We start from the raw sequence: 26,635 nt of genomic DNA, 5'->3' as shown, positions 1-26,635 counted from the left end.
GTTCCCCTAGAGGTCGCGCGCCAGCGGCATGTCCACCGAGCCATCGAGGAACTTCTTTGGCCCCTCGGAGCCGGGCATGATGTCGAACTCGAAGATGTCCGTCGGCAGCCATAGTGTGGCGCAGGCATTGGGAATGTCGACCACGCCAGAGATATGGCCCTGCACCGGCGCTGTGCCGAGGATCGAATAGGCCTGAGCGCCCGAGTATCCGAATTTCTTGAGATATTCTATGGCGTTGAGGCAGGCCTGGCGATAGGCCGTGGTGACATCGAGATAGTGCTGGGTACCGCTTTCGTCGACTGAAATGCCTTCAAATATGAGGTAGTCATCATATTTCGGGGTGATTGGAGAAGGGCGGAAGATCGGGTTTTTGATCCCATATTTGGCCATGCCGTCTTTGATCAGACTGACGCGAATATGCAGCCAACCCGCCATCTCGATAGCGCCGCAGAAGGTAATTTCGCCGTCACCCTGGCTGAAGTGCAAATCGCCCATCGAGAGGCCCGCACCCTCGATATAGACGGGGAAATAGATCTTGGAGCCGCGGGAGAGGTCCTTGATATCGCAATTGCCGCCGTGTTCACGCGGCGGCACCGTGCGCGCGGCCGTTTTAGCGGCGGCGTCAAAGGCATCGCCCTTCAGCGGGCCAAGATGGGCGGCATTGACCTCGGGGAGTTTGGCGAGCGAGGGGACGCGGGTTGGATCGGTATCGTTGAGCTTTTTCTCGCGCGTGTTCCACAGATCGAGCATTTTATGATCGGGCAGGCAGCCGATCAGGCCGGGGTGTATGAGGCCTGCATATTTTACGCCCGGTATATGGCGAGACTCGGTGAACATGCCTTTGAAATCCCAGATGGATTTCTGAGCACTCGGAAAATGCTTATCGAGAAAACCGCCGCCATTGTTGACGGAAAAGAAGCCATTAAAGCCCCAAAGGGAGTCTTCAAAAGCGCCGATGTCGAGAATGTCGACGACGAGCAGATCGCCCGGCTGCGCGCCTTTAACGCCAATTGGACCTGAGAGAAAGTGGACCTGATTGAGGTCGACATCGCGCACGTCGGCAGCGCTGTCGTCGTTTTTGATCTGGCCGCCCGTCCAGTCATAAGTTTCGACCTTGAAGTCATCGCCCGGCTCGACCCAGCAGGCCATCGGGATGTCCGGATGCCAGCGGTTGTGGATATTCTCGTTGGTGTATGGGCTTTCGTTGAGATCGACCTTGATCAGTGTTTCGGTCATGTCTGGTCCTCTTTTAGGCGATGAATGGCAATGGCTAGACGGAAAGGAATGAGGAGACTTTCGCCTCATCGATGCCGGCGCGTGGGCTTTCGTGGACGATCTCGCCATTCTCGATGACCAACACACGGTCAGCGATATCGAGCGCAAAGCTCAGCACCTGTTCAGAAACGACGATGGAGAGGCCTTTGTCGTCGCGGATGCGGCGCAGGGTCCGGGCGATCTCTTTGATGATCGAGGGCTGAATGCCCTCGGTGGGTTCATCCAGCAGCAAAACTTTTGGACGCGAGGCCAGCGCTCTGGCGATTGCCAGCTGTTGCTGCTGGCCGCCCGAAAGATTGCCCCCGCGACGTCCCTTCATTTCGAGGAGTACGGGAAAAAGCTCATAGAGGTCGGGCGGCACCTCGCGTTCGTCGGTGACGGTGAGGCCGGTCTCGATGTTCTCTTTGACCGTCATAGTCGAAAAGATCATGCGGCCTTGTGGGACATAGGCGAGGCCAGAGCGGACGCGGTCGAAGCTTTCGGCGGTCTCCACCAGCTTGCCGTCAACGGCGATTGTGCCGCTCCGTGAGGGGACAATGCCCATGAGCGACTTCATCAGTGTGGTTTTGCCCATGCCGTTGCGGCCCATGATGGCGACAATCTCGCCGGGAGCGACATCGAGCGAGACGCCATGAATGACTTCACTCTGACCGTAGGAAACGCGCAGCTTGTCGATTGCGAGCATGATGGCCTCCTAATGACCGAGATAGACTTCGACGACTTTGGGATCGTTTTGGACATGGTCCATCGTGCCCTCTGAGAGCACCTTGCCCTGGTGCAAGACCGTGACCCGATGGGCAATGTCCTCGACGAACTTCATGTCGTGCTCGATGACGATCACGGAGTGCTGCCTGATAATGGTGTTGAGCAACTCAGCAGTTTTGACGCGCTCGGCGACACTCATCCCGGCAACGGGTTCGTCCAGCATGAGCAGTTCGGGTTTCTGGATGAGCAGCATGCCGATTTCGAGCCATTGCTTTTGGCCGTGGCTGAGAATGGCGGCTTCCGTATCGAGGTGATCTTTGAGGAAGATCATCTCCGCGATCTCCTCGACACGGTTAATCACCTCATGATCGCGCCGAAAGGCCAAAGCGCCCCAGACGGTTTTGCCGCGCGGAAACGAGAGTTCGAGGTTTTCGAAAACCGTCAAATCCTCGTAGATGGATGGGTTCTGAAACTTCCGCCCAACCCCGGTGTGAACGATCTGGTGCTCCTTCATCGTCGTCAGTTCCTTGCCGCGGAAACGGACGGAACCGGATGTTGCTTTCGTTCGACCGCAGATGAGGTCGAGAACGGTTGTTTTTCCCGCCCCATTGGGGCCGATGATGACGCGGATCTCGTTCTCATCGACGTAAAAGGACAGGTCGTTCACGGCCTTGAAACCATCGAAGGACACGGTGAGGCCTTCGACTGCGAGCAGGAAATCCTTCGGCGCTACGTCTGAAATGAACGTCATAGTTCGGGGTCCTATTCTGCTGCAGCTTGAGAGGGGATGGGAGCTATGGAGGCCACGGGCTGGGGCACCGGCGCCGCCGTGATGGGGACAGTTGGAGCCGGGCGCGGACGCTCCCGCAGGCGGGCCCAAATCGGCTTGACGTAGCTCTTCCAAATGCCGGCCAATCCGTTGGGGAAGGCCATGACTACGGCAATGAAGAGGCCGCCCATGGCAAAGAGCCAGAGTTCGGGAAAGCTCTCGGAGAACGTCGTCTTTGCCCAGTTTACGAGCAGCGCTCCATAGACCGCGCCGAAGATCGACAGGCGTCCGCCGACAGCGCAGAAGATCACCATTTCGATGGATGGAACGATGCCGACAAAGGAAGGCGACATGAAGCCGACCTGGAGGGCGAACATGGCGCCACCAATGGCCGAGAAGGCAGCAGCGAGGCAGAAGACGAAAATCTTGAAATTGGCGACGTCATAGCCCGAGAACCGCACCCGATCCTCCTTGTCGCGCATAGCGATCAGGAGGCGGCCGACCTTGGAGCCTTTGACGTAAAGAGCGATCAGGATAACGCCCAGCAGCAGCGCTGCATTGACGAAATAGAGGATGAATTTGGCGCTGTCGGTGCGGATATCCCACCCGAGCAGGGTTCGCAGGTCGGTCATGCCGTTGATGCCACCCGTATAACCCTGTTGCCCCACGATCAGAATGGTCAGAATGGCGGCGATGGCCTGGGTGATGATGGCGAAGTAGACCCCGCCGACCCGGCGTTTGAACATGGCCGCGCCGATGATGTAGGCAAACACTGTCGGCACGACGATGATCGCAAGGATTGCCACGGGGAAAGATTGGAATGGCACCCACCACCAGGGCAGCTCGGTCACCTGATTCCAATCCATGAAATCGGGGATGCCCGGTGTCGATTGGATGGCGGTGTTTTCCGGAGATGACGCCTCAAGCTTGAGGAACATGGCCATGCAGTAGCCGCCAAGGCCAAAGAAGATGCCTTGGCCGAGGCTCAAAATGCCCCCTAAGCCCCAGCACAGAACGAGCCCTACGGCGACGAAGGCATAGGTCAGGTATTTGCCGACGAGGTTGAGGCGGAAGAGATCGAGCGTTAGGGGCAAAACCACCAGCAGCAGCGCAGCGATGACTGCAAAGGCGAGAAGGTCTTTGTTTATGGGGCGTTTGGATGCAGAGGTCGCGAGTGACATAAGAGTGCTCCTTCAGCGACGAATTTTGAGAGTGAACAGCCCCTGCGGGCGCAGCATCAAAATGCCGACCACGGTCAGCAAGGTGAGGACCTTGGCCATGGAGCCCGACAGGAAAAACTCCATTGTCGATTGGGCCTGGCTAATGGCGAAAGCGGAGGCAATGGTGCCGAGAAGGCTGGCAGCGCCGCCGAAAACGACGACAAGGAAGGTATCGACGATATAGAGCTGGCCGGAGGTTGGGCCGGTCGAACCGATCATGGTGAAGGCCGATCCTGCGACACCGGCAATGCCGCACCCAAGACCAAAGGTCAGACGATCGACCCGCTTGGTGTCAATGCCAACAGCCCCCGCCATCACCCGGTTCTGTGTCACGGCACGCACTTGCTTGCCCCAACGGGATTTGAACATCAGCAGGAAAACGCTCGTGGCGATCAGTGTCGTCAGGCCCATGACGAAGAGGCCATTGATCGGCACTTCGATGATATCGGTGAGGGGAAGCGATCCCATCATCCAGTCGGGCAGGGTAACACCCACTTCGCGCGCACCAAACACGGTGCGATAGAGCTGTTGCAGAATGAGGCTGAGCCCCCAGGTTGCGAGCAGAGTGTCGAGCGGGCGCCGATAGAGATGCCGGATCATCGACCATTCCACCAAAACCCCCAGCGTAAAGCTGGCGCAAAAGGCCAAGGCCATGGCTATAAAGAAATAGACTGGGAATAGGGCGGGGGCGAAACTGGTGACGAAAAGGCTGACGCCCCAAGTGGTATAGGCACCCAGGATCATGAATTCGCCATGCGCCATGTTGATGACGCCCATCTGTCCGAAGATGATGGCTAGGCCCAGCGCCATAAGCACGAAGACCGAAAACAAGCTCAGCCCGGCAAAGCCCTGCATCGCCAGGATCGAGAAGAATTGGTCATATGTGTAATCACCGATCATTTGCGCCTCGCTGATTGATGGAGAGTTTGGCGGCCCCGAAAGGGACCGCCGTTGGCGTCAGAAAATCGGCTTATTGGTAGCCTTCTGGGAACGGATCGGGTTCCATCAGGTCGGCGGTTTCGTAGACAACGTCATACTGCCCGTCGGTGCGGGCGTGTCCGATGCGCAACTTGCTCCAGAGGTGGTGGTTGTCGTGAACCTTGACGTAGCCTTCCGGGGCGGTGGTCAGTTCTATGCCCGGCGATGCTTCGCGCACTTTATCGATGTCAAAGCTGCCAGCACGCTCGACCGCGGCCTTCCAGAGCCATGGGCCAAGGTAGGCCGCTTGCGTCACGTCGCCGATGACGATGCCGTCGCCCCAGCGCTCCTTGAACGCCTTGACGAAGGCGGCATTGTTGTCGTTCTCGATCGATTGGAAGTACTTCATCGCGGCATAGGCGCCGACGATGTTCTCGCCACCGATGCCGAGGATTTCGTCTTCCGTCACCGAAATGGTGAGCAGCAGTGGCGCTTCCTTGGTGAGGTCGATACCTGCGGCCTTGAGCTGCTTGTAGAAGGCCACATTTGAGCCCCCAACGACGATGGCATAGATGACGTCTGGCTTGGTCAGCTTGATCTTGTTGATGACCGAATTGAACTGGGTATGTTCGAGCGGGTAATATTCCTCGCCGACGACCTTGAGCCCCTTCATCTCGATATGCTTGCGGGCAATCTTGTTGGAGGTGCGCGGCCAGATATAGTCGGAGCCCAACAGGTAGAAGCTCTTTGCGCCCTTGGTGTCGACCACCCAATCAATGCCCGCAAGGATCTGCTGGGTTGCCTCCTGGCCGGTATAAATAACGTTCGGGCTCTCTTCGAGACCTTCGTAGAAGGTGGGGTAGTAGAGCATGCCGTTGTATTGTTCGAAGACGGGCAGCACTGCCTTGCGCGATGCCGAGGTCCAGCAGCCCATGACGGAGGCTACCTTGTCCTGTACGAGCAGTTTCTTGGCCTTCTCGGCAAATGTTGGCCAGTCGGAGGCGCCGTCTTCCTGAATATACTTGATCTGGCGACCGAGAACGCCGCCAGCGGCGTTGATTTGCTCGATGGCAAGTATTTCCGCCTGCACCGAACCGGTCTCGGAAATCGCCATGGTGCCGGTCACCGAGTGGAGGATGCCCACGGTCACATCTGTATCGGTGACGGCGAGGCCGCTGGTATTGACTGCGGCCGTCGATGTGTCGGCGAAAACGCGCGTGGAGCCCAGCATGCCCAGCGCTGGAATGGTTGCCATTGCCGCCAAGAGTTTGCGGCGGTTGAGATTGAAGGGGCCTTGGCCCGTTGCATCAGTCATTGAAATGCCCTGTCCCTGTTCGCGGCTGCGGCGGGTTTCACCAGCAACTGAGCAAGGATTGGGCATTTTATTGCTTTGCCTCTCAACGGGGCATTTGACGTATTCCAGTGCGCGAGATTTCCCCCTAGTCTGCGTTATGTCGCGAGCGATCTGAGGGACGATACCCTCGCGACTACGATGAAATGCGAATGGCACGATACCCGAACGCGGTGGGGGCGCTCGGTTGGGAGAAACGATGACGGCGCATCCGAAAGTGACGCGGGTACGGCGGACCTACAATAAGTGGGTCGCCAATCAGACGCTGGAAGACTTTGCCCTGCGCTTTACCGCACAGAAGGTGCGTCGCTGGTCGCCTGCACGCATCGCCAACACAGCGATAGGCGCCGCATCTTTTTTGGCCCTTGAAGCGATAGGCGGGGCGCTGACGCTTAACTACGGCTTCCACACCACCGCTTGGGCCGTGCTCACAACCTGCCTGATCATTTTTCTGATGGGCATACCCATCGTCTATAACGCTGCCAAATACGGCGTCGACATCGATTTGCTAACCCGCGGCGCTGGCTTTGGCTATCTCGGCTCAACCATAACCTCGCTGATCTATGCCAGCTTCACCTTCATCTTCTTTGCCATTGAAGCGGCCATTATGGCGACGGCGCTGGAACTCTGCTTCGGACTGCCGCTGACCATTGGCTATTTTGTCAGCGCGCTCGTCGCTATTCCACTCGTGACCTATGGGATCACACTGATCAACCGGTTCCAAATGTGGACCCAGCCGTTCTGGCTGGTTCTGCAAATCCTGCCCTTTGTCTTCATCGGCGCACAAAGCATGCCGTCGGTGCGGGAATGGACCGGCTATACCGGTCTAATGGGCGAGTTGGACGGGAGTTTTAATCTCTCGCTGTTCGGCGCGGCGTCGGCGGTCATGTTTGCGCTGGTCGCTCAAATTGGCGAGCAGGTGGACTATTTGCGGTTTCTCCCGCGCTCGACGCACAAAAACCGCCTGACCTGGTGGATAGCGCTCATCGGCGCCGGTCCGGGGTGGATCATCATCGGTGGCATCAAGGTCATGGCTGGATCGTTCTTGGCCTACTACGCCTTCCGCCATGGGGTCGCCTTCGAGAGTGCTGCCGAACCCACGCAAATGTATCTCGTGGTCTTTGGGCTGATGCTGGCCAGCCCCGAACTCGCGCTTGCCGCGACAGGCATTTTTGTTGTCGTCTGCCAGCTCAAGATCAACGTCACCAATACCTATGCAGGGTCGATCGCGTGGTCGAACTTTTTCTCGCGCCTGACCCATAGCCATCCGGGCCGGGTGGTCTGGGTGGTCTTTAACGTCTTGATTGGCCTGATGCTAATGCAGTTCGGCATCTATCGAGCGCTTGAGCAAATCCTCGGGCTTTACGCCATTCTCGCCATTGCCTGGCTTGGGGCGATTGTCGCGGATCTCGTGATATGCAAGCCGCTCGGACTGTCGCCCCGCCATATCGAGTTTAAGCGCGCCCACCTCTATGACATCAATCCAGTTGGCTTTGGCTCGATGCTGATTGCGGTGGCTTTGGCTGTCTTGTCCTATTTGGGCGTGTTCGGAGACGTAGCGGCTGCGCTCTATTCCTATGTCGCTCTGGTGTCGGCCATGGTCTTTGTGCCGATCATCGCGCTGCTAACCGGTGGGCGTTATTATATCGCGCGCGAGAGTGAGCTTTCGGCGCGCAGCGGTGAACCCATTCAGTGTCACGTCTGTGAGCACAGCTTTGAGCCCGAAGATATGGCTCGGTGCCCTGTTTACGGCGGCCCGATCTGCTCATTGTGTTGCTCGCTCGATGCCCGTTGCGGCGACCGCTGCAAGACCGATGCTCGAATTTCTGATCAACTCTCGACCGTGGTCACAAAACTCTTTCCCGCGCCCATTGCCCGCGCCCTCCGCAGCAGGCTGGGGCACTATCTGTTCCTAATGGCAATCGTTGGGGCGCTGATGGCGGCCGTTCTGATGGTGTTCGCCTATCAGGCCACGCTGGATGGGCTTTTGGCACGCGCGGCCATCGATTCAATTCTGACAAAACTGTTCGTCGTTTTCTTCATTATCACGGGTATTGTTATCTGGCTTTTTGTCCTCAACCGCGAGAGTCGTGACTTCGCCGAAGAAGAGGCACGGCGCCATACCGCCTTACTGGTGGAGGAGATCGAGGCGCATCAAGAAACCGACCGCAAGTTACAGCGGGCGAAAGAAGCCGCTGAATCCGCCAATTTGGCGAAATCGCGCTATGTGACGGGACTGAGCCACGAGTTGCGCTCGCCGCTCAATTCCATTCTTGGCTACGCCCAATTGCTTGAACGGCAGCGCGAGGAGCAACCCATGGTGACGCGAGCCGCTCGCACAATCCTGCGCTCGGGCGAGCATTTGTCGGGGCTTATTGAGGGGCTTCTCGATATTTCCAAGATCGAGGCCGGCAAGCTGTATCTGTTTCGCGACAAAACGGCGCTGCCTGCCAATATCCACCAAATGGTCGAGATGTTCTCCCTGCAGGCACGGGAGAAGGGGATCGACTTCATCTTTGATCAGCAGACCCCGATCCCCGGCTATGTCTACACTGATGAGAAGCGCCTGAGACAGATCCTCATCAATCTCCTCTCCAATGCCATAAAATTCACCCAGCAGGGCTCGGTGACCTTACGCATCAGCTACCGGAGCCAGATTGCGACTTTTGAAATTATCGATACCGGCATCGGCATAGCCGCCGACGAATTGGAGCAGGTTTTTCTTCCCTTCCAACGGGGCAGCTATCCTCCTGGCGCAGAGCCGCAGCCCGGAACGGGACTGGGTCTGACCATCACCAAATTGCTCGTCGAGATTATGGGCGGGGAACTGACAGTGCGCAGCGAGCCGGGCGTCGGGACGTGCTTTACAATGCGCATGTTATTGTCTTCGACTTGGATGCCAGACGAGCCCAAGCATTCTACTATTCGCATCACCGGGTACTACGGTCCGCGTCGTTCGATTCTAGTGGCTGACGATGATCCGGCCCAGCGCGAACTCCTCACCGACCTGCTCGGCGGGCTGGGGTTTGAGGTGTCAACCGTCGCCGATGGCATTGAGTGTTTGCGGGCGGTACGAAAGCACAGGCCAGACCTGCTTTTGCTGGATGTGTCCATGCCGGGGCAAAATGGGTGGCAAGTTGCGCGAAAACTGCGCGGCGATATCATGAAACGATTGCCAATCATCATGATTTCCGCCGATGCTGGAACCGACAGGCGTCAGTCCGAGCATAGCTCGCTTTATGACGGCTATCACATCAAGCCGTTCAAGATTGACGATCTCGTCCAGCAGATCGGCGCAACGCTGGCCCTGCAATGGATCGAAGCCGACGAAGCACTCCCGCCAAACATTGAGGATACGCTGATCAGATGATGACGCCGAGCGCGCCTAAAGTCCTGATTGTCGACGACCAGCCCGAAACGCTGTCCATGCTCTTTGATGCCTTGGAATTTGAGGGCATGGCACCTCTGAAAGCCGTGGATGGGCGAGCCGCCTTGTCCTTGGTCGGCCAGACTCGGCCGGATATCATTCTGCTCGATGCTATGATGCCGGGCATGGATGGGTTTGAGGTGTGCCGCGTGCTCAAGTCGGAAATGGGGTATGCTGACTTACCTGTGGTCTTCATGACCGGTCGCAATGATAGCGAACATGTTGTCAAGGCTCTCGCCTGTGGCGGCGTTGATTTCGTTCCCAAACCCATTGTCTTGAACGAATTGTTCGCGCGCATGCGCGTTCACTTGGCAAATTCGCGCAAAACGCGCTCAGCGCGCGATGCTCTCGACGCCATCGGCCGACCCATTGCTGCCGTTGGTCGCGATGGGGCCATCGCTTGGGCCACCCCGCAGGCGCAGGAATTGCTGACCCGTATCGGCCTACGGTCCGATGAAGGCGCTGCGCTCCCCTGGGAATTGAAGCAATGGCTGGTTGACAGTGAAGGCAGTGAAAGCACCGCGCGGCTCTACCGGCGTTTTGACCGCGAGGTTGAATTCCGGATCATGGAGCGCGGCAACGAGGGGGCCGTGCTGCTCCGCCTGATCGATCGCGCCATTGGCACGGGCGAGGAACGCCTTGCCGCTGCCTTCGGGATCAGCCTGCGCGAAGCGGAGGTGCTGCTTTGGCTGACCCATGGCAAATCCAACAAGGAAATCGCTGAAATCCTGCAGCTCTCCCCGCGAACGGTGAACAAGCACCTTGAGCAGATTTTCGAAAAGCTCGGCATTGAAAATCGCACGGCTGCCGCAACCATGTCGGTCCGCGTGCTGTGGGATTGATCCGCGCCGCTAGAGCGGTTCAGTCATACTGCGGCAGGACCATGCCCGGGTCACGCGTGGTGTTGAATGCTGCACCCTCGAAGGCGAGCTCTTGGTTCGCCGCGGCATTGATGGCGATCTCCGCGCCGCGGTACCAAATAGTCTCAACCACCGTTCTGGCCGCAACGCCGATTACGCTGAGGAGCGCGCCGCTCCGATCAAGGCAAACGCGCAGCCCCGCTGGCGTACGGACGTGCAACGCGCCGTTCCGATAGATCTCGCTGCCCTGCGCTAGATTGATCAGCTCGTAGGTGACGCCGTCGATCACTCTGCTATAGGCAGTGTCCCAAGTCTGATGCTGATGCATGGTCGGTTTGGGGAGAAGGCTCGTGAACCAGACGGAGCCATCCGGTCTTGGCGCGATCCCGCACGTGCGCTCCAGAAAATCAAGAAGGCACAGAATGGCCGGGGAGTATTTTTCGGTAAATCCCGCTGCGCCTGTATAGGGATTGAGCGTCTGCGGGAAGCGCTCTGCATGGATCAGCGCGTCGAGCACAGGCTGCATGATCCATGTCAGCTCCGTGTGGTGCCCATGATGCTCGAAAGCATGCGGCGTGCGGATCAGCGTAAGGAAATTGGTGGGACCATTCCAACTATTTTGACCCGGATTGGGGTCAAAGCGCGGATCATCGAGCGCGACGGATGTGAGCGGAAACCGCGCGAAGAATTTTCGCGTATTCAGCAAATAGCGCGTCAACGCCGTGCGGAAGAGGTCACCATCGCCGATCTCACAGGCAAGGACCCGCAGCAGCACATCCGATTGAATGCGAACGTGCCGGTCATTGCGGTCCTTGTCGTAGAACAGGGCATCCTCGTCATCAAAACACTCTCGGAACAGCGCGTCAGTGCTGGCAGCGGCCTTGCTCGCCCATGCATCGGCATTCTCGCCCAATGTCGCCGCAATGGCCCCAAGGTAATGCCGCTGGCAGGCAATATTGGCAGTCAGATCGGGGGCGATAAAGGGCAAGATTGGACTGTCTGCATCAAAGCGCGTTGGGTCGTTTTGAAACGGACTATCGGCCACGTGCCAGAAGCGCGAAGACAGGTCATGCCCTGTGTCGTAGGTCGAAAACGCCTCGACGCCTCCGGTCCCACGCGTATCGCGGTACTCCGCGATCCAGGCATCGTAACGTGCCATCGCCTCATACATGGTGCGTAGCCATTCAGTGTCAGGTCTATTGAGGCGCGCGTGGGTCCAAACGCTGCGCGCCAGTGGCGATACCAGCTGGATCTGGCTAAATTTCGGGCCAGTCGCAGCCGTCATTTTATAGGGAAAGAGACCATCATCGCGCTGATGACGGGCAAAGGCCGAAAAGGTTGCCTGCGCGATGCTCGGCAGAAAGCGCGAGAGAATTTCGGCATTGATCGTGCCCGTGCTTTCGAGCCAGCAGCCGTGATAAATCCCGCCCTCGTGCAAAATAGGCGTGTCGTCGGCAGCGGGTCCAATGCAGTCAAACAGTTCGCGCACCGCTTGCTCATATCGCGCGGTGAGCCGCTCCGACGAGGAGACAAAATTGACGCCCGACTTTTGCCATTCCTCAAGCAGTTGCTGATGCTCGGCACGGGGCAGTGGCCCCAGCCGGTCGGCCAATGGCGATGAACGCAACGTCTCAAGCAGAGAGAGGGTCACAACACGCTCTCAATGCGCAGCCCGTCGACATCAAAGAAATGCATGTCAGCGGGCGAGAATGAAATCGTCAGCTTTTCGCCGCGCTTGTGCGGCGCGTTGCCAGGCGCTTGAACCAGAACACTATTGTTGCCTGGTAGGGAGAGGTGGAGAAAAACCTCGCTTCCGAGATATTCGACCAGCGTAATATCGCCCTCGACCGACAAGGCGCCGGTAGCGCCAATCTCGATATGCTCGGGACGAATGCCTACAGTGACAGCTCCGGCCTGCGGAAGTGTAACATTCACTTGACCGATCTTCTCGAGCTCTATCCCTGCATTGCCAGCTACGCCATTGAAAAAATTCATCTTCGGTGAACCGATGAACCCGGCAACGAAGAGGTTTCGTGGTCTGTTGTAAAGCTCGTGCGGCGTGCCGATCTGCTCAAGATTGCCCTTGCTCAACACGGCGATGCGTGTCGCCATGGTCATCGCTTCGGTCTGATCATGGGTCACATAGATCATGGTGGTGCGCAGGCGATTGTAGAGATTGGCCAGTTCGACACGCATCTGCACGCGCAGCTCAGCGTCGAGGTTGGAGAGCGGCTCGTCGAAGAGAAACAGTTGCGGCTCACGGACGATGGCCCGCCCGATGGCAACGCGCTGCTTTTGCCCGCCGGAGAGCTGGCGAGGCTTGCGCTCAAGCAATTCGTTGATCTGGAGAATTCTGGCCGCGTCCGCCACGCGCCGCTCGATCTCATCCTTGGGCATCTTCAAATTGGATAGGCCGAAGGCAAGGTTCTTGCGCACGCTCATATGCGGATAGAGCGCATAGGACTGGAACACCATGGAGAGGTTGCGCTGGCTGGCTGAGAGGTCGTTGACGATCCGATCGCCAATAGCGACCGTTCCATCGGTAATCTCTTCCAGCCCCGCAATCATGCGCAGCAGGGTAGACTTGCCGCATCCAGAGGGACCGACCAGCACCAGAAACTCACCATCTTCAATGGCCAGATCAATGCCGTGGATCACTTCCATATTGCCATAGGCTTTGCGGACTTCGCTGAGGGTGACAGAGGCCATGGTCAGACGCCTTATTTCAGTCCGCTCATCGCGATGCCGCGAATGATGAGACGCTGGAAGATAATGAAGAACAACAGGATGGGCAGGATGGAGAGGATCGACATGGCGAACATCGCGCCATATTGGCTGACCCCATCAGAGCTGATGAAACTGCGCAGCGCTAAGGGGACGGTATAGTCGGCCTGATCATTGAGATAGACCAGTGGTCCCAGGAAATCCTCCCACGTCCAGATGAACGAGAAGATCGCCGCTGTCGCCATGGCAGGGAGCGACAGGGGCATGATGATCGCCCAATAGATTTTGAACGGCGAGCAACCGTCGATCATGGCCGCTTCGTCAAGTTCGCGCGGAAGCTGGCGGAAAAACTGGATCATCAGGAAGATGAAGAAGGCTTCTCCTGCGAGGAATTTCGGCACGATCAGCGGCAGATAGGTGTCGACCCATCCCAGCTGTAGGAAGAGGAGATACTGGGGGATGAGAACCACGTGATAGGGGATCATCAGGGTCATCATCATCAGGCTGAACCATATGGTTTTGCCGGAGAATTCGAGCCGGGCGAAAGCATAGGCGGCGAAAGAGCACGAGATGACATTACCGATGACCGAGAGGACGGTCACGACGGTGGAGTTCCAGAAGAAGGTCGTAAAGCTGACGGGCAGGGCGTTCCAACCCTTGGTATAATTGTCCCAGCGGAACTCGCGCGGCCACAGCCCCAGATCACCAAAAATCTGATTATCCGGCTTGAGTGAGGATGCGAGCATCCACAGTAGCGGATAGATCATGATCAGCGAGGTTGCGATCAGGAACACGTGCTTGAGCAGCGCGGCGCGTTTTGCCCGTTTGGCCTTTTCAACGCGATAGGCGCGGGCGATTTCGGAAGTCGTGCTTGTCGATTGAGGCAGTGTCGCAGTCATGCTCATGGCTCAACCCCTCTCATTTTCGTAGTGGACCCAATATTTGGAGGTCCAGAAGGCGATGGCGGTGAATAGAGCAATGATCAGCAGCAGAACCCAGGCCAGCGCCGAGGCATAGCCCATGCGAAGGAAGCTGAAAGCTTCATTGTAAAGATAGACCGTGAAGAAAAGTAGGCTGTCCAAAGGCGCGCCGGTGCCGCCAGAAATGATGAAAGCTCCGGAAAAGCTCTTAAAAGCCTCAATCATCTGCAAGACGAGATTGAAGAAGATCACGGGGGCGAGGAGTGGCACGGTAATGGCGAAGAACTTCTTGCTTGGGCTGGCCGCGTCGATCTCTGCGGCTTCATAAAGCTCCTGCGGAATGGCGCGAAGGCCCGCCAAAAAAATCAGCATGGGGGAGCCGAACTGCCAAACGGCGAGGACCACCAGCGTCCAGAGCGAAAACTTTGGATCGGAGAGCCAATAGGGGCCGTCGATACCGATAAGGCTCAAGGCAGAGTTGATGACGCCATCATAGTTGAACAGCTGCCGCCATAGGATGGCCACGGCGATAGAGCCGCCGAGAATGGATGGTAGGTAAAACAGCGCCCGATACCAGCCTATGGCGCGAATGCCCTTATCGAGCGCCATTGCCACGCCGAGGGCGAAGATCAGCTTGAGCGGCACAGACACGACAACGAAGGTGAAGGTGACCTGCAGGGCTTTCCAGAACCGCTGATCAAATTTCAGCATATAGGCGTAGTTATCGAGGCCGATCCACTGCGGTGGACGCACCACATTGTACTTGGTGAAGCCGAGATAGAACGAGGCCAGAATGGGCCCGATCGACAGGAGGAAGAAGCCGATCAGCCAAGGCGTTAGGAAGGCGTAGCCAGCAAAGTTGCGGGCGAAGAATTTCTGCACCAGTTCAGTCCTCGATAGCGCTTCGTGCAAAGGCTCAGGAAGGCTGCAGCACCTGCCCGTGACCAGTGGCAGAGCTGCAGCATCTCCCGGAGAAGCCGGCGCCACGGGAGAGAGGCGCCGGACGGGTTCAGGCGTCAGGCGCGCCGGAGAATGGCCTGAGCCTGGGAGACGAAGTCGGAAGCCACTTCTGAAATCGAGCGCTCTCCGAGCAAGACGCCGACGGCAAGGCGCTCAAAGGTCTGTTCGACTTCGCCCGAGCCACTCGGCGGTGGGGCGGTCAGCGCTGCGGTCTTGCCTTGGATTTTGTCAAAGAACTCGACCGAGCGGGCTTCAACTTCTGAAAGCTGCGGCTGCAATGCAGCGCGCACATCAGATTGGCTCGGAATACCGCGCTCCAAGCCAAGGATCTTGGTCATGTCGAGATCGTTGACGAAGGCACTCATATAGGCGGTGGCAGCTTCTGGGTTCTTGCTGTCGCGTGTCAGGCAGACGAACTGGCTGGGCTGCACGACAGACCCCGGACGCATTTCTGCCGTGTTCGGATACATGGCGCAGCCGAGTGCATCTTGCATCAGGCCCTGAATGCCGACCAATTGGTTGGACCACAAATAGGTCATGGCCGACTTGCCGGTGACCACGCCCTGGGCTGCGAGGTCAGAAACGCCCGACAGGCCTGCGCTTTCAGCACCTGCTGGCGTGCCACCCGCATTGCGGATTTTCTCCCAGGTCGCAAAGTATTCTTCGACGATTTCCTGCGTTGGGCCGTAGGAGCTGTCCTCATTATAGAGGTTGGCACCCTTTTGGACCGTGAAGTCGGAAAAATTCTGATAGTCGGCCGTGTTGTCGTCAGTGCCTGGAACGCCGGTTGCCTTCTTCACCTCGGCCGCGATCTCTGCGAGTTGGTCATAGGTGTAGCCATAAGGGTCGAAGTCTTCGCCCACCTTGATCCCAGCTTCTTCAAAGAGGCGGGTATTATAGACCGCCATATGGCTGTTGGCGCCGATGGAGAGGGCGTAGAATTTCCCGTCCACAGTACCGGCGTCGATTGCGCTCTGGTCGATCTTGGAAATATCGAGGCTCTTGCCTACGAACTCATCCAGCGGAACCACCGCACCATTGGCGATGTATTCGAACAAAACCCCGTAACCTTGCTGTATCACGTCCGGCATGTTGCCGCCCGCAATCTGCGTGGTCAGCTTGGTGAAATAGTCCGCAAAACCAAGGGTCTCACCGGAGACCTTGATCGACGGATTCTTGCCATTGAATATGTCGATGACGGCTAAAGTGCGTTTGTCGCGCTCTGGATTGCCCCACCAGAAATGGCGGATGTCAGCGCTTTGCGCAAAGGCCGGACGGCCCATCGCCGCGAGCGCCAAAACTGAGCCCGAAGCGCCCAAGAATGTGCGTCTTGAAAGTCTGCTCATGTGTTCCTCCCTAGAACATTCTTCTGATCTCTGGGTGGTTCCTCCAAACCAGTCCCGGAAATCATGAGTTACGTACCTCTAAATTCCTCACGCCAGAATGCCCGAACGGTTCTGGCTCATTTTTAGTCTCGGGGAGAGGGAGGTGGGCTGATGCCGAACCGTTCTCTCGCTGTCTATCAGGGACAAACTGCGGTGCAGGGAACGGTAGTGCCCGCCAACCGCGACCGCACGGTTGTTACTTCGCAGGCAACTCAGAAGGTCGATACGAGCAGCTGTCCGTTACTCATCGGTCCGACAGCAGACGTACCGCGTAGCTCGCGCTTGACCACATACCCTGGCTGGACCCAAAAGGTCCATGACGCGTCTCCGGCCGATCCTGAGAGGAATATCCTGCTCAGATACCGCAACATTGCGCCGCCTTCCATACAAGTCAAGCGCAAAGATGGACGCCAAAACCCGGCCAAGTAAAATGGCGCTTTTTGCTAGTTCGCGTCGCGTGATGGGGCGCTCAGTGCCGCGGAAGGCGGCATGGTATGGGGGGCGGGGCGAAGCCGGGTGAGCCGGTCTTTCAGCATTTGGTTGCGGGGCACCAATTGGGCGGCTTTTGCATAGGTCAGATAGGCAGCATCCTCATGTCCCGTCTGCTCATATAATTGTCCGAGCCTATAGAGGATATTGACGGTATTGGGTGCCGATTGCAGGATTTGGGTATAGCCGGCGGCCGCTTGTTTGAAGCGCGATTTCTGGTGCGCGGCAGTTGCCAATACCGCGGCGCGATCAAGCACGGCTTGCGGTAACATCCCACTGGATTTGCGTCGCTTGACGCGCACGCATTGGAGCTGTTCCAGCTTGGGGCCGAAGAGCAGTTTGTAGGGTTCGTCGCCACGCAGGAAATTATACTCGCGGTAGCCGCGACTGATCATCTCCCTAATGGAAAAGGCGTGGAGCAAGAGGCCGGGCGAGGGGCCTTCATAGCTTTCGTCGCGACCTGTCATAAAGAAATTGGCGGTGCCGCGCACCGGGTCGAGAAAGGTGATGAGCCCAGCAACGAGCCGTCCGTCTACCGTCAGCAGCGGCATATAAAGCGACCCCGCCTGTAGGGCATTGAAGGTAATCCGCCGATTGGTCCGCAAGATGCTTTGCGAGCGTTCTGCTCCCTTCTTGTGGGACCATTTTTGCCACCAGAATTGGGCCAGTTGGTCATAGGCGGCGTTAAATGTCTCGGCGGTCGGATAGGTGATTTCGACCGAATTCTGATCGTCGAGTGTGCGCAAGAGGCGGCGCAGCTTTTGGCGCATATTGGCGCTGAGCTGGCCGAGATGCTCGTCGAAGGTTGCTGGCAGAGTGACGACAGGACACAGGAGGTTATTGGTGTGCTCCTCATTGGTCCGCACGCCTGCTGTCCGGTCAAATCGCCGAGCGGAAAACTCATCGAGCAGTTTCTCGTAGCGCGGGTCGGCGGCCTGGATGTAGTCGAAGTCTAGCTCTTGCCAATCGAGGTGTCGGATTGCCTTGGCCAGCGCGGGGATAACATGACGCGTCTCCTGCGGACGGCAAATCAGCCCCGTATAATCAGCGCCATAGTTCCCGGCCATCAGCAAGGTGACATAGAATCTTCCCGAGGGCAGCGTGCGCAGGCGGAACCTCAAGGGGAGGAGGGCGACAATCTCCCCTTCGGCCGTGTTGCGGGCGATCAAAACCTGCCAGCCGCCTTCAAGAGCCACCAGCCAATCGCGCATGAAACCATAGGAGAGGAAATAATGCGCATGGGGATCTTGCGCATAGAGCCTATTCCACTCGCCCTCGAGTGCGGACAATTCGGTGGTGGTGGAAATGGCCGTGACCAGCATCGCGTTTCCCCTTGGGTTTAGGGAATATTACGTCGCAACCGATTTGCTGCTTAGTAGCTAGTCCGATGGGGGTATGCCCTTAGCGGGGTCAATAGCTAATCCCTTTGGCTTGGATGAAGGCTAAGATCGCCTTGTTGACCGCCACAATTCTGCTTATGGCCGCGTCGATGCGCTTGAGCTCGGCGTCATCCAAAGCCTCTGTTTTCCCATAGCGAATATCGTCATGAAGATCGGAAATGCGCATCAGCTGCGTGGTGATCGCGCCATCTCGATCGAAAGAGTAGATGCAGTGGTTGAACTTGTTGCGAAGCGCGCTTTCTTTTCCGAGGCGATCTGTGATGGACAGCACAGCCTGCCGGTCATCCGGATCGACTGCGGGGAGTTTGGCCAAGCGCTGCAGGAGGTCGAGCCGCGCCCGCGTGGTGTTGAGGGTCAGAAAGACGATGATCGCGCCGTCCTTCGATGCGCCAAGCAGATGGGCGATCAGGTAGATGAACAGGCTCTCGGTATTGGTCCAGACATAGTTCAGGCGACCGACGCGCTGTAAGGCACTCTCGAGAGTGCTCATGATGCAGTTTCCCTTCTGAGGTGATGCCTACTCTGGGTCGTCGGATCGGTTTCGGAACAGCCAAGCCACTTGGGTTCGGTTGTGAACGCCAAGCTTGCGGATGATGTTGTGGACGTGGATCTTAATCGTGTGTTCCGACAGGTCTAGGCGTGCGGCGATGATCTTGTTTTGAAATCCCTTCGATAAAAGCCGGAGGACTTCGCGTTCACGGATCGTCAGATTTTCGAGGTGGTTCGGGGCGATATTCAGGGCGGGGGAGAGAATTGAACTGGGCGCTTGCGTGAGCACCGGTGTGTCCAGTCCACTAAAGCTGGGTTCGGTTGCGTGCGTCCAAAGGCTGGGCGGAAGATAGCGCCCGCCGTTGAGCAGCAGCCAGACAGCGGCGAGCCAAACGCGCAGCGACAGGCTGATGGGCAAGACACCATGGGCGAGGTTTTGTGCCGCCGCTGCGCTCAGTACTTTTTCGTCGCAAGACTTGCCGTTTACAACCACGACTCCAATGATCGAGGCGGGATATTTCTCTTTGAGCGCGGCCAGCGTCGAAAGCAGATTATCGGATTTGTCCGAAGGCAAAAGGATGAGTGAGGGCGAGTGCGGCGCGTCCAATTTCTCGTCAAAGCGCGCCGTGTAATTGGGGAATGCCAAGCTCATAGCATGCGCTAAGCCCTGAAATAACGCATCCTCTTCAACTCCCAATATGATCGTGTTTTCGCCCAAGTCTGGAGGCGCAGCAGGGCCCAATGACCCCACGTTGGGGAAGACATTTCCAAGCAGCGACACTTGTACCCTCCAATCCAGACTTTGCGCGTCTCCACACTCTGGGGAGAATTACGCATCGAGACTTGAGGGCGACTATAGCTACAAGGGTTTGGATAAAAAATAGTCTTAATTGTTAAAACGACTTATCTCGCTCAACTTTGGAAAAGGGTTTCTGAAATCAAGTCTTTGCGATGCAAGAATTTCCTGAAAAATCCGTATAGCCCGTTCTAGCTAGTCTTAAAGATCGTCTTAACTCTAGCCCGAAATCGATGCTCCAACGGTGATGTTCCGGGTGGGCCTCGGAATGGTGAGCTTGTCTTACCGACGCTCAGGATAGTTGTCCGAGATCGTCTTACTGCCCTCGGTTGAGTTCATGTACATAACGCTACGCCATCTGCGATCATTTCGCGGAGCCTATTGTGGTGTGCCTGATTCAGAGCCGGTCACCAACACCGTGACTATGGACCCTTTGGAAATGAGTTGGGTCTCGCCACAGTGTTATTCTCGTGGAGCGAGAAATGACTAGATCTAATAGAAACAACAACAATCACCACACTCCAAGCACCATCGACCCCTCCCAGGACCAGTCACAGGTGCAGGCCGAGTTGCAAGCCCAGCTGCAGGCGCAGCTAGAAGCCCAAGCTCAGGACCAAGATCAGAAACAGGATCAAGATCAGGATCAGAAACAAGATCAGGATCAAGACCAGAAGCAGGGTCAGGACCAGGGCCAGTGGCAGCATTCGTCCAGTGAGAACCTTAACGGCAATCTCAATGGCAATGTGAACCTGAACGGCAGCAGCAACGAAAACGTCAACGTCAACGAAAACACATCGACCACTGATGTGAACGTCAATGTCGATGTGGACCTCGATCTGGACACACCACGTGTCCCTGACGACGCTGATTTTGCTGACATCGATATGAAGGACGTCGACTTCGACAATATCTTCATGACCAATGGTGGTGGCGATATCTCCTTCGATCCCGGTGACGATGTTAACTTCGAAAACATCTTCAACAATGCCTTCGGGACTGGTGACCACAACACCGCATTTGCGGTCAATCAGATCGCCGATCTGGTCGACAATGACAACCTGAGCAATGTGCAGCAGAATAACGGCGGCACCTTCGATATGACTTGGGATAGCGCCGGTGGTGACTCCAGCACAGGTGACGGCTTCGGTATCGGTGATGCAGACGGCAAAGACGGCTGGTCTATCGATGCTGGCGACGATATCGCAGCATCGGCAGCCTCCAGTGCTGCATCGTCGCTAAGCTCCACAGCATTCACGCAGGAAATCGTCCTTGGTGCGAACCTGCAGCAGAATGCGGTCGACGTCTCCGTAGTTGGTGGAAACAACAACTATACGAGCGTTGGTGGCGACGACGCCGAAGCGTAATTCACCCCGTTCAGTACTTACGACCTGCGCGCAAGCGCAGGTCGACCTGCGTTGAATGCCTGCGCAGGGAAGGGCCACGCTCATGTACGCTTACCTCCCGCCATACGACGAAATCATCGCGCACTTCATTGGTCACTGGGAATTCTCCGAGGAGACAGCACGCTTACGTCACGAGCTACTGACTTTTCGCTATCGCGAAAATGAAGTGCCGGATGAGGAGGCGCTACGCCTCCACGAGCTCGATGTCATCCAGCCCCATGCTATCAAGTATTTCCAGCCTGGTGTTGAGCACACGCCGCACCCCTATGAGTTCTATGGTCATTCACCCATTGATCCCGCCCGGATCAAACTCGACCCCAAGCCTGCCAAGCGTCCTGCGGAACAGGACGATAGTGAACCCTCACACAAATCCTTGCCCGGCGGCGCGATTGGCTATGTTCACCGGGAAGCGGGTCCAGACCTCGGTCCTGATCCGGGTGAAGTCCTCTTCGTCGTCAAGCAGCAGATTTTCCTCGAAGACAATGATGTCTTAGATCTCGGCGGCGCTGACCGTCCCTTGGTTGATCTGACCGTAACGCCACGACTTGCTGAAATGCTCGCGGACACGGTCGCTGTTAATCCATTCAGCGCCCTCGATGTGCCGACCGACGTCTCCTCGATGGGGGATTTTGTTGTTGCGGTGCAGCAGACCATTGCTGCAGAAGATTTTGCACCGGATCACCTTGTCGCCTCTGGCGACACACTCTCCGGCATCTACGTCAATGGCGAGTTGGTCGAAGAGGCTCCGCTTCTTGATGATCTCTTGCCCGAACCGTTTCAGCCCAAAGATGCGCCGGAGCCCGCAGAGGTAACCGCGCAGCACGAGACTTCCTCCGGAACGGAAGGCAGCCTTGATCTGATGGCGGGCGGCAACTTGCTCGTCAACATCGCCCAGTTGAGCAATTCTGGAATGCTTACCGGTGTCATCGGTGTTCAGGGCGATGTTCGTCAGCTTGACGTCATCGTGCAATCCAATTGCGTGAGCGACCAAGACACCCTCGTGGGTGAAATTGCCGCCTCCGTGGCCCCGCCCACCATGGCGCTAAACGTCGCGACCTTCACCCATTCCCAACTCGACATTGCTAGCAGCACGCGCACCGGCGACACTGAAGCAGGTCCTTCCAATTGGAGCGTGACGGTCGTCCAAGGCGATCTGGTTTTTGCCCAATGGCTGGTTCAAGCCACTTTCATCTATGACAACGATATCCATGTGCTCAACAGCACGGGCTCCCAATCTAATTTCGTGACCGGCGCCAATCTTGCACAAAACATCACGTCTTTCAGCGATTTGGGCACCTATTACGATCTCATCATCATCGGTGGCACTCTCTACGACGCCAACTTTATCGTGCAATCCAATGTGCTGCTAGACGATGATTTTATCTCCGGTGATGGCTATGCGGGCTCGGTCAGCACCGGAGGAAACCTGCTCTACAATGGCGCGTCGATTTCCAACATCGGTGCGGGCGAGTGGGCCTTAGGCCTGCCGTCCCATTACCAACAAGCTCTTGAGGACGCTGAAGATGGCGACCGACCCGCCATGCCTTCAGGTTTTCTCAGTGATGCGGATTATGCCGGAATGTCCGGCCTATCGGTTCTGATCGTAACCGGGAGCATTTTTGATCTGCACTATGTGCGCCAGCTCAATGTGCTCGGCGATGCTGACCAAGTGGCCATCGCTCAGGCGGCGATATTGGATGATCAAACCGCCAATTGGCAGGTAACCACCGGCAGCAATGCTCTGATCAATCTGGCCGCAATTGTTGATGTCGATACGGTGGGAACCGGCGCCTATGTCGATGGTGTCGTCTATTCGGACGCGATCCTCATCCAGGCGGATATTCTCTCCGGGGGCGACGGCGGGCGTTTTGATCCTGACGTCTTGGTCACCGAGGCAATCGCATTCTTAGGCGCAGATGAGGGGGACGACTGGGGGGACAGCGACGGCGTAATCGCCGCACCGACACACCATGACGCCTCGCTCGACGCAATGCAGTCGATGCTGGTGTAAGGGAGACCTCTCGTGGGGGACGGCACAAACGACCGAGGCAATGGGCGCCCAGATCAATCTTATGGCCCTCAAACGAGGACGGCCGGAGATTTTCTCGATCAGGTCGATCGCGCTACACGCTCATTGGAAGGGATGATCACGGAAGGCGATCCACGCGCTGCTCGCGCGGGAGACGATATTGATACCAAGCTTTACGGTGCGGTATCCGGCGCTCTGGGCAACGGCAGCGCCCCGGTTCGTCCTACCGAAGAAATTGTCAGATCACGGCCGTTAGGGCCAACCATCGACATGGAGCGCGGGCCAATCCTCGCCGATCCTGAAACCGATGGCCAGGACGAGGACGAGCAGCGCCCGGTAACAATCGACAAGCCTGCAACCAATGACAATGGCGGCGGAAATTTCCATAAGCGCATGAAACCGATCAGCTTTGCTGACAGCTATCGGAGCGCCTTATCGACCATCAAACGCAATCTTGTGTTGGTTTTCGTCTTCACCATCTTCATCAACATCCTCGTTTTGGCGATCCCCATCTATCTCTTCCAGATGTCAGATCGCGTGCTCACCAGCCGCTCACTCGACACCCTGGCCATGCTCACGATTTTCGTGCTCGGGGCGGTCTTCTTACAAGTCTTTCTGGATGGCACCCGGCGCATCATCCTCATGCGAACGGCCGTAGAGGCTGAGGTGCAATTGGGCGCTCCGGTCTTGAGCGCTGCAGCGCGCGCCTCGCTTGGGGGTAATGGCCGGGAATATCAGGTGTTGTCAGATTTGCAGCAGGTTCGCTCGTTCATCACCTCAGGCACGCTGCTGGCGCTTCTCGACGCGCCGCTCGCGCCGCTCTTTATTGTGGTGGTCTATCTTATTCACCCAACGCTCGGGGTCATCATTGTGGGCGCCAGCTTGGTGCTGCTGGTGGTGGCCTTGCTCAACCAGCGCGCCACGGCCAAATCCTTCGGTGAGGCCAATGCCTTCCTCTATCGAGCCAATGCGCATCTCGACTCCATGTCTCGCAATGCTCAGATCATCAACGCTTTGGCGATGATCCCCGAGGCCGTGCGCATCTGGGGTAAAGACACTGCCGGGTCGCTTAAAGCGCAAGTGCGTGCGCAGGACATGAATACGTTTTTCTCTAGTATTTCCAAGCTCGTACGGCTGTGTACTCAAGTGGGACTTTTAGGGTGGGGCGCCTTCTTGGCGCTGGAGGGGCAGATGACCGGCGGCATGGTGATCGCCGCGTCGATCATCTCTGGACGCGCTCTCTCGCCGATTGAAGGGGCTATTGAAGGGTGGAACCACGTCGTCCATGTCCGCGCCGCTATCGGGCGCATCCGCGGCCTCCTGCAATCTTCGCCATTGAACTTCGCCCGCCTGCAGCTGCCCTCGCCAAGTGGCAAGCTTGATGTCGAGCGCGTGCTCTTCGTACCGCCGCCAAACAAGCGCGTTATTCTCAACGGCATCTCCTTTTCCCTGCAACCGGGCGAGTCTTTGGCGCTGATTGGAAGTTCGGGCGCAGGCAAGACGACGCTGGGAAAAATGCTCGTCGGCTCGATCCTTCCCACCTCGGGCAATGTCCGGCTGGACCTGATGGATCTGCGCAATTGGGATCAACGTCAGTTCGGTGAAAACGTCGGCTATCTGCCCCAGGACGTCCAACTCTTCCCCGGCTCCATCAAGGCCAATATCGGTCGAATGCGCGATGACGCGACCGACAAAGACATCTTCGATGCCGCCGTTCTGGCCAATGTTCATGAGCTGATTTCGAGCCTTCCGCAGGGCTACGAAACCTACGTCGCCGCCGATGGCGCGCCGCTTTCGGGTGGGCAAAAGCAGTTGATCGCGCTGGCCCGCGCTTTCTATGGCTCGCCAAAACTCGTCGTTCTGGATGAGCCCAACTCAAACCTCGACACGCAGGGCGAAGTCGCCCTCGCCAAGGCGCTGACGGAGGCCAGAAAGCGCAAGATCACCGTCGTGACGATCACCCAGCGTCCATCTTTGCTCAGTGTCGTCGACAAGATCATGCTGCTCAATAATGGCAGCGTCGCCCTGTTCGGTAAGCGCGATGAGGTCATGGCGCAGATCAGCGCAAAGTCCAACGCCAATAAGAGTGCCTTGAACGGCAATACGGCCGTGCCGCTGGGAGACGCAGTATGACCGTGAGCGAGGCCCGTTACCACGAAGTCGAATGGTATCGCGAAGTTCCGCGCTCCATCCGCAAACAGGTGCTTGTTGGCGGCACCCTTATCCTCGTCACTTTTGGTGGCTTTGGGGCTTGGGGGGCCTTTGCCCCTTTGGCGGCGGCGGTCATTTCCCCCGGCACCTTTGTGGCCACAGGCGAGAACAAGGTCATCCAGCATCTTGAAGGCGGGATCATCGCTAGTTTGAGTGTCCGCGATGGCGAAACCGTCGTTGAAAACCAGACCCTCATGACCTTGGATGACACGGCCGCTCTCACCAATATGCAGCAGCTGATGCAGCGTGAGATGCGGCTGCGCGCCATCCTCCAGCGCCTCAGCGATCAGGTTGCCGACAGTAAAGTCATGACGGAAATTCCGGTCGCGGCCTATGGCGAGGGGGCCACAGCCATGCAGGAGATTCTCGTTGGCCAAAAAGCCCATTTCCAGGCATGGCGGGAAAAACTCGACAATGACCTCACTCTGCTGACGCGCAATGTCGAGGCATTGACCCATCGCCAGACCGGTGAGCGAGGGCAAATTTCATCGATGGAAGCCCAGCGAGACCTTCTCACTGCGGAATTGGAGACCAAAACGGAATTGCTCGATAAGGGCCTCATCACCCGTTCGGAAGTGCGCCAAATCCAGCGAGCCGTGGCCGATGCTGACGGCGACATTTCCCGTCTGATGGCGGAAGTGCAGGAGATCGACACTCAGATCTCGCGTTATACCGGCGAAATGATCCAAGTGCGTGACGCCAATCGGCAAACCGCCCTCAGCGAAATCCAAAACGTGCAGATTGAGCTGGATAGTGTGCGTGAACAAATCCGGCAGGCGAGAAGCGTGCTGACACGCACAACGATCCGCTCGCCCGTTTCTGGGGTCGTGGTGCGCACCTATTATCACACCACCGGTGGCGTGGTGGAGAGCGGCAAGCCGATCATGGAAATCCTGCCCAGCGGCGTGCCACTGATCATTGAAACCTATATTCCGCGTCAAAAGATTGATGAAGTGAAACAGGGCGTTAAAGTCGCCGTCCGCTTGTCGGCTCTCAATCAGCGGACGACGCCAATTCTCGAGGGCACGCTCGATTACCTGTCTGCAGACTCCATGCTCGAAAACTCGACACAGGGCGCTCAAGAAGTCTATGTCGCCCGTGTCAGCATTTCGCCCGAACAGTTTGCAGCGGTACCAAACTTCGTGCCCACACCCGGCATGCCCGTCGAGGTGATGATCCAGACCGCCCAGCGGACATTCTTTGAATATCTGTCACGGCCAATCGTCGACAGCATGAGCCGCGCATTCCGGGAAACCTAAACGCAGCCCGCCACATCGATGTTATGTGGCGGGCTGCAATATATC

At 57.3% G+C, this 26,635-nt stretch carries 20 protein-coding genes; 6 read left to right on the top strand and 14 right to left on the bottom strand.

Annotated features, from left to right (window positions below):
- Window positions 1–6: 6 nt before the first annotated feature.
- From fmdA to urtA, 6 genes are all read right to left on the bottom strand, one after another.
- Window positions 7–1,236, bottom strand: coding sequence for a formamidase (gene fmdA, locus HKD40_RS01995; RefSeq protein WP_169194038.1), 1,230 nt, complete (start codon window positions 1,234–1,236; stop codon window positions 7–9).
- A gap of 34 nt (window positions 1,237–1,270) precedes the next feature.
- Window positions 1,271–1,960, bottom strand: coding sequence for an urea ABC transporter ATP-binding subunit UrtE (urtE, locus tag HKD40_RS01990; RefSeq protein ID WP_169194037.1), 690 nt, complete (start codon window positions 1,958–1,960; stop codon window positions 1,271–1,273).
- Between the two features lie 9 nt (window positions 1,961–1,969).
- Window positions 1,970–2,731, bottom strand: coding sequence for an urea ABC transporter ATP-binding protein UrtD (gene urtD / locus HKD40_RS01985; RefSeq protein ID WP_169194036.1), 762 nt, complete (start codon window positions 2,729–2,731; stop codon window positions 1,970–1,972).
- A gap of 11 nt (window positions 2,732–2,742) precedes the next feature.
- Window positions 2,743–3,930, bottom strand: a complete 1,188-nt coding sequence (urtC, locus tag HKD40_RS01980) for an urea ABC transporter permease subunit UrtC (protein ID WP_169194035.1) — start codon at window positions 3,928–3,930, stop codon at window positions 2,743–2,745.
- Window positions 3,931–3,942: 12 nt separating this feature from the next.
- On the bottom strand, window positions 3,943–4,869 hold the full coding sequence (urtB, locus tag HKD40_RS01975; protein WP_169194034.1) for an urea ABC transporter permease subunit UrtB: 927 nt from the start codon (window positions 4,867–4,869) through the stop codon (window positions 3,943–3,945).
- A 70-nt stretch (window positions 4,870–4,939) separates the two neighbouring features.
- Complete coding sequence (gene urtA / locus HKD40_RS01970) at window positions 4,940–6,202, bottom strand: urea ABC transporter substrate-binding protein (RefSeq protein WP_169194033.1); 1,263 nt, start codon at window positions 6,200–6,202, stop codon at window positions 4,940–4,942.
- A 235-nt stretch (window positions 6,203–6,437) separates the two neighbouring features.
- Between urtA and HKD40_RS01965 the strand changes: the two genes are divergently transcribed.
- Window positions 6,438–9,608, top strand: a complete 3,171-nt coding sequence (locus HKD40_RS01965; RefSeq protein WP_169194032.1) for an ATP-binding protein — start codon at window positions 6,438–6,440, stop codon at window positions 9,606–9,608.
- Window positions 9,605–10,507 (top strand): response regulator, encoded by a 903-nt coding sequence (locus HKD40_RS01960; RefSeq protein WP_169194031.1) that lies wholly within the window; start codon window positions 9,605–9,607, stop codon window positions 10,505–10,507. Before HKD40_RS01965 ends, HKD40_RS01960 begins: the two co-directional genes overlap by 4 nt.
- A 19-nt stretch (window positions 10,508–10,526) precedes the next feature.
- Here the strand turns inward: HKD40_RS01960 and HKD40_RS01955 are convergent, their stop codons facing one another.
- The 8 genes from HKD40_RS01955 to HKD40_RS01920 form a co-directional block, all read right to left on the bottom strand.
- Window positions 10,527–12,176 (bottom strand): hypothetical protein, encoded by a 1,650-nt coding sequence (locus HKD40_RS01955; RefSeq protein ID WP_169194030.1) that lies wholly within the window; start codon window positions 12,174–12,176, stop codon window positions 10,527–10,529.
- Window positions 12,173–13,234: a sn-glycerol-3-phosphate ABC transporter ATP-binding protein UgpC gene (ugpC, locus tag HKD40_RS01950; protein ID WP_169194029.1), complete on the bottom strand. Its 1,062-nt coding sequence runs from the start codon at window positions 13,232–13,234 to the stop codon at window positions 12,173–12,175. Before ugpC ends, HKD40_RS01955 begins: the two co-directional genes overlap by 4 nt.
- A gap of 11 nt (window positions 13,235–13,245) precedes the next feature.
- The gene (locus HKD40_RS01945; RefSeq protein ID WP_169194028.1) at window positions 13,246–14,154 is read right to left on the bottom strand and encodes a carbohydrate ABC transporter permease; all 909 of its coding nucleotides are present in this window, start codon (window positions 14,152–14,154) and stop codon (window positions 13,246–13,248) included.
- A gap of 3 nt (window positions 14,155–14,157) precedes the next feature.
- On the bottom strand, window positions 14,158–15,051 hold the full coding sequence (locus HKD40_RS01940; protein ID WP_169194027.1) for a sugar ABC transporter permease: 894 nt from the start codon (window positions 15,049–15,051) through the stop codon (window positions 14,158–14,160).
- 134 nt (window positions 15,052–15,185) lie between these two features.
- Window positions 15,186–16,475 carry an ABC transporter substrate-binding protein gene (locus tag HKD40_RS01935; protein ID WP_169194026.1) on the bottom strand — a complete coding sequence of 430 codons (1,290 nt, stop codon included), beginning with the start codon at window positions 16,473–16,475 and terminating at the stop codon, window positions 15,186–15,188.
- Between the two features lie 482 nt (window positions 16,476–16,957).
- Window positions 16,958–18,325 (bottom strand): GNAT family N-acetyltransferase, encoded by a 1,368-nt coding sequence (locus tag HKD40_RS01930; RefSeq protein ID WP_169194025.1) that lies wholly within the window; start codon window positions 18,323–18,325, stop codon window positions 16,958–16,960.
- An 88-nt stretch (window positions 18,326–18,413) separates the two neighbouring features.
- Window positions 18,414–18,893 carry a hypothetical protein gene (locus HKD40_RS01925; protein WP_169194024.1) on the bottom strand — a complete coding sequence of 160 codons (480 nt, stop codon included), beginning with the start codon at window positions 18,891–18,893 and terminating at the stop codon, window positions 18,414–18,416.
- Between the two features lie 27 nt (window positions 18,894–18,920).
- Window positions 18,921–19,673, bottom strand: a complete 753-nt coding sequence (locus HKD40_RS01920; RefSeq protein ID WP_169194023.1) for a response regulator transcription factor — start codon at window positions 19,671–19,673, stop codon at window positions 18,921–18,923.
- 497 nt (window positions 19,674–20,170) lie between these two features.
- Between HKD40_RS01920 and HKD40_RS01915 the strand changes: the two genes are divergently transcribed.
- The 4 genes from HKD40_RS01915 to HKD40_RS01900 all read left to right on the top strand — a co-directional run bounded on the left by HKD40_RS01915 (window position 20,171) and on the right by HKD40_RS01900 (window position 26,590).
- Entirely contained in the window at window positions 20,171–21,052 is an 882-nt protein-coding gene (locus HKD40_RS01915; RefSeq protein ID WP_169194022.1) for a hypothetical protein, read from the top strand.
- An 82-nt stretch (window positions 21,053–21,134) separates the two neighbouring features.
- On the top strand, window positions 21,135–23,102 hold the full coding sequence (locus tag HKD40_RS01910) for a hypothetical protein (RefSeq protein ID WP_169194021.1): 1,968 nt from the start codon (window positions 21,135–21,137) through the stop codon (window positions 23,100–23,102).
- Between the two features lie 12 nt (window positions 23,103–23,114).
- Window positions 23,115–25,253: a type I secretion system permease/ATPase gene (locus HKD40_RS01905; RefSeq protein WP_349236779.1), complete on the top strand. Its 2,139-nt coding sequence runs from the start codon at window positions 23,115–23,117 to the stop codon at window positions 25,251–25,253.
- Window positions 25,250–26,590, top strand: coding sequence for an HlyD family type I secretion periplasmic adaptor subunit (locus HKD40_RS01900; RefSeq protein ID WP_169194020.1), 1,341 nt, complete (start codon window positions 25,250–25,252; stop codon window positions 26,588–26,590). Before HKD40_RS01905 ends, HKD40_RS01900 begins: the two co-directional genes overlap by 4 nt.
- The last annotated feature ends 45 nt before the right edge of the window (window positions 26,591–26,635 follow it).

The organism is Devosia sp. MC1541 (assembly GCF_012847305.1).
Classification (GTDB): Bacteria; Pseudomonadota; Alphaproteobacteria; order Rhizobiales; family Devosiaceae; genus Devosia.
Note: the sequence above shows the minus strand (reverse complement) of the source record. Positions and strands in the feature narration are given on the sequence as shown.